General features: G+C 44.6%; 2 protein-coding genes. Both read right to left on the bottom strand.

What is annotated here, in order from left to right:
* Positions 1-399 precede the first annotated feature (399 nt).
* Complete coding sequence (locus VLN09_RS11780) at positions 400-2,847, bottom strand: YgiQ family radical SAM protein (protein WP_325246748.1); 2,448 nt, start codon at positions 2,845-2,847, stop codon at positions 400-402.
* A 359-nt stretch (positions 2,848-3,206) separates the two neighbouring features.
* Positions 3,207-3,638, bottom strand: a complete 432-nt coding sequence (locus VLN09_RS11775; RefSeq protein ID WP_325246747.1) for a transposase — start codon at positions 3,636-3,638, stop codon at positions 3,207-3,209.
* Between the last annotated feature and the right edge of the window lie 94 nt (positions 3,639-3,732).

Below are 3,732 nucleotides of genomic sequence, written 5' to 3'. Positions count from 1 at the left end.
AGTAGTCGCACACGCGCTGAGTAGAGCAAGAGCAGGTAGGGCAACAGCAACTTTAGTTAAGGTATTCATAGCTTTCTCCAAAATTATATAATTTATAATGTATTTTTTATTAACTATGCGTTAAGCATATATCGGACATAGTAACGAAAACACCTTTTGAGGAATGTTAGAAATTGTTTGTGACATGTTCACTTCGTTACTTAATCACTGATTACTGTAACGTTTATTTAGGAAATTTTTAGATTATTGAATTGATTGGTTAGATAATACGCATCGGGAGATTAAAATCCAATAAAAAAAGCGCCTATCAACGTGTGGTTGATAGGCGCTTATCTAATTAGACATTAGCTAATAGACGCTTTTTATCCACTGTAGGACAGTAGAACATTGGCGATCTAATTACTTGGTTTTACGCGGTGGTAGACCCGTATGCTGAGTTTGGAAATTGCCTTTACTCACATTCTTTTTGCTACCAGCGCTTTTGCCCGCAGTACCTTTATTTGACCAGCTGTCAGCTGATTTATTACTGCGTTTCACTGAGTCATTACCTAGACGGCTGTTTTTCTTACGCGCTGATTGGTAACTGTCTTGCGCGGCATCACGACCTTCTAAGCTGGCATTAAATGGCGGGATTAAGCAGCCACGATTTTTGCCAATCAAATCACCGCGACCCATATCTTGTAGCGCTTTACGCAGCATTACCCAGTTTTTTGGGTCATGATAACGTAAGAAAGCTTTATGCAATTTGCGCTGCTTACCAGATTTGACAATATCCATGTCACCTTCGTCACGGCTGATTTTATGCAGTGGGTCTTTATGGGTGTGATACATGGTGGTCGCGGTCGCCATCGGGCTTGGGTAAAACGCTTGTACTTGGTCAGTGCGATAGCTATGACTTTTTAGCCAAAGGGCAAGGTTCATCATATCTTCATCTTTGGTACCCGGATGGGCAGCGATAAAGTAAGGAATCAGATACTGCTCTTTGCCTGCTTCTTGGCTGTACTGCTCAAACATGGCTTTGAATTGATCATAGCTACCCATGCCAGGCTTCATCATTTTCGATAGCACGCCTTCTTCAGAGTGCTCAGGCGCAATCTTTAGATAGCCGCCGACATGATGACTGACCAACTCTTTGACGTATTCAGGGTCTTTTACTGCCAAGTCATAACGCAAGCCTGAAGCAATCAGGATTTTTTTCACGCCTTTGATATCACGCGCTTTTCGATACAGCTTGGTCAAATTACTATGATCGGTAATCAAGTTTTCGCAGACATCAGGATAGACGCAAGAAGGCTTACGACAGTTTTTCTCAATTGTCTCATCTTTACAGCTGAGGCGGTACATGTTTGCCGTTGGTCCACCAAGGTCAGATATTACCCCAGTGAAGTTGGGCGCGGTATCACGAATGGCTTCAACTTCGCGCAAGATTGAGTCTTCTGAACGGCTCTGAATAATACGCCCTTCGTGCTCAGTAATAGAGCAGAAAGTACAACCGCCGAAACAGCCGCGCATGATATTGACCGAAAATTTAATCATGTCATAAGCAGGGATACGCGCATCACCATAGCTTGGATGTGGCAAGCGCGCATATGGCAAGTCAAACACATAATCCATCTCTTCCGTTGATAACGGAATCGGTGGCGGATTGAGCCACACATCGATAGAGGTATGTGAATTACCCGCACCGCTACTATGACGCTGCACCAATGCGCGTGCATTACCCGGATTGGTTTCAAGATGCAAGATACGGCTGGCATGGGCATAAAGTACAGGGTCAGATTTAACATGCTCATAATCCGGCAAGCGAATAACGGTTTTCTCACGCGGCGGCATCTTTATCTTATGCTTGCGCGCTGTCATTGGCTTATCAAAGCCACGCATTTGTACGACTTGCGTCTCTTCATCGACTTGGTCAGTATTCAAGATTTTATTGGTCACTGGCTCGGACACAAATCCTGGATATTGCCCTGACATTCCTGATATTGATTGTCCAACAGGAGAGTCGCTAGGCTTATCTTGTTCGATTGAGCAGCTATCGATGTCTTCGGTCATCACATATGGGTTGATAATCGGATCAACACGACCAACCGTATCGACATCATTACTGGCAACTTCGGTCATGCCCGCTTGCCAATGACGGCGCGTCGGCGTGAGCAGATACGCTGTACCGCGCAAATTGCTCATTTGCTCAAAGCTATAGCCTTTCGATAAACCATGTACCACATCGACGATTGCGCGCTCAGCATTGCCATATAATAAGACATCGGCACGGGCATCAAGCAAAATACTACGGCGCACTTTATCTGACCAATAATCATAATGCGCAATACGGCGCAAGCTGCCTTCGATACCGCCTAAGATAATTGGCACATCAGGATAGGCTTCACGGCAGCGCTGACTATAGACGATAGCCGCGCGGTCAGGACGTTTGTCCGCGACATTACCAGGAGAGTAGGCGTCATCACTACGAATCTTACGATCAGCGGTATAACGGTTAATCATGCTGTCCATGTTGCCTGCCGTCACGCCATAAGCATAGACAGGCTTACCCAATTCCATAAAGGCATCTTTACTCTTCCAATCTGGCTGAGCAATGATACCGACGCGGAAACCTTGTGACTCTAGTAAGCGCCCGATAATCGCCATACCAAAGCTTGGGTGATCGACATAAGCATCGCCCGAGATAATGATGACGTCACAGGCATCCCAGCCCAGATCGTCCATCTCTTTGCGGCTCATCGGCAGATAGGGCGCTGGCTCGTAGCAGCTCGCCCAGTGTTTGTCATAATCATAAAGTGGCTTGGTGCCTTGCTTAAAGGCAGTGCGGGCGATGGTATCGGCAGACATGGGCGGACCTGTTAATTAGAAAATTGGCACTAAAAATACAGCCCTTATTACTCACTGATAATAAAGGCGAATTTAAAAGCGCTCATTTTAACATGAATCGCCCTCACTATGCGATAAACGATTGGCGATAAGTTATTGATAGATTGAGATAAACTGCAGTTACAAAGTAAGCTGCTAGCCTAGCAGGATAATGGTAAAAATAGCTTAAGCAGAACAATCATCTCATCAGCTCTATAAAGCTCATGTCTAAATAATCTTATCCATGGTAGTTCAACTTATATAGTAGTAGATTTTATAAATCGCCACATAGCCATAGGAAATAAAAGAACAAAGTATCAACACAATCTAGCCGCCACTCTTTACGTTTTTGTTTGACCCAAGCCCACATCTGCTCCCACTCGAGCACAGCTCTCGCCTTGCGCTCGGGCAAAGCCGTGCTTTGCTTGATCCTCGCTCATATCCATAATGATCACGCTGTCTTTCGGTAGGCTTGGTAGCAGCAGTTGTGCAACCCAACGATGGAATACATCGCTATTTACACTGCGATCATAGAGTCCAACAGCGAATAGCTGGCTATTGTAAATAGCGCCTATCGCATTGGTTTGGTTTTTAAGCTGCCAGTTGTATTGTCCAAAGCATTTTTCACCTTTGTTAGAATAACCGTAAGGCCTGTTCTCATGAGATTTCAAACCACTTTCATCAAGATAGATAATTGGCTTATCATCAAACTTAAATTGCGCTAACTTTTTAAGAAATATAAGATGTTTTTCATCATCCGCTTTTGGATGCATTAAGCTCTTTTTTTTGAGTGATGCTGATGCGCTTCAAGGCGATGCCTATCGCTCTTTGAGTGCAGTTAAAACGCCGAGCTCGCTCGTGCTGATA

Source organism: Psychrobacter sp. (assembly GCF_035469765.1).
Taxonomy (GTDB): Bacteria; Pseudomonadota; Gammaproteobacteria; order Pseudomonadales; family Moraxellaceae; genus Psychrobacter.
This window is presented reverse-complemented; position numbering and strand designations above follow the sequence as displayed.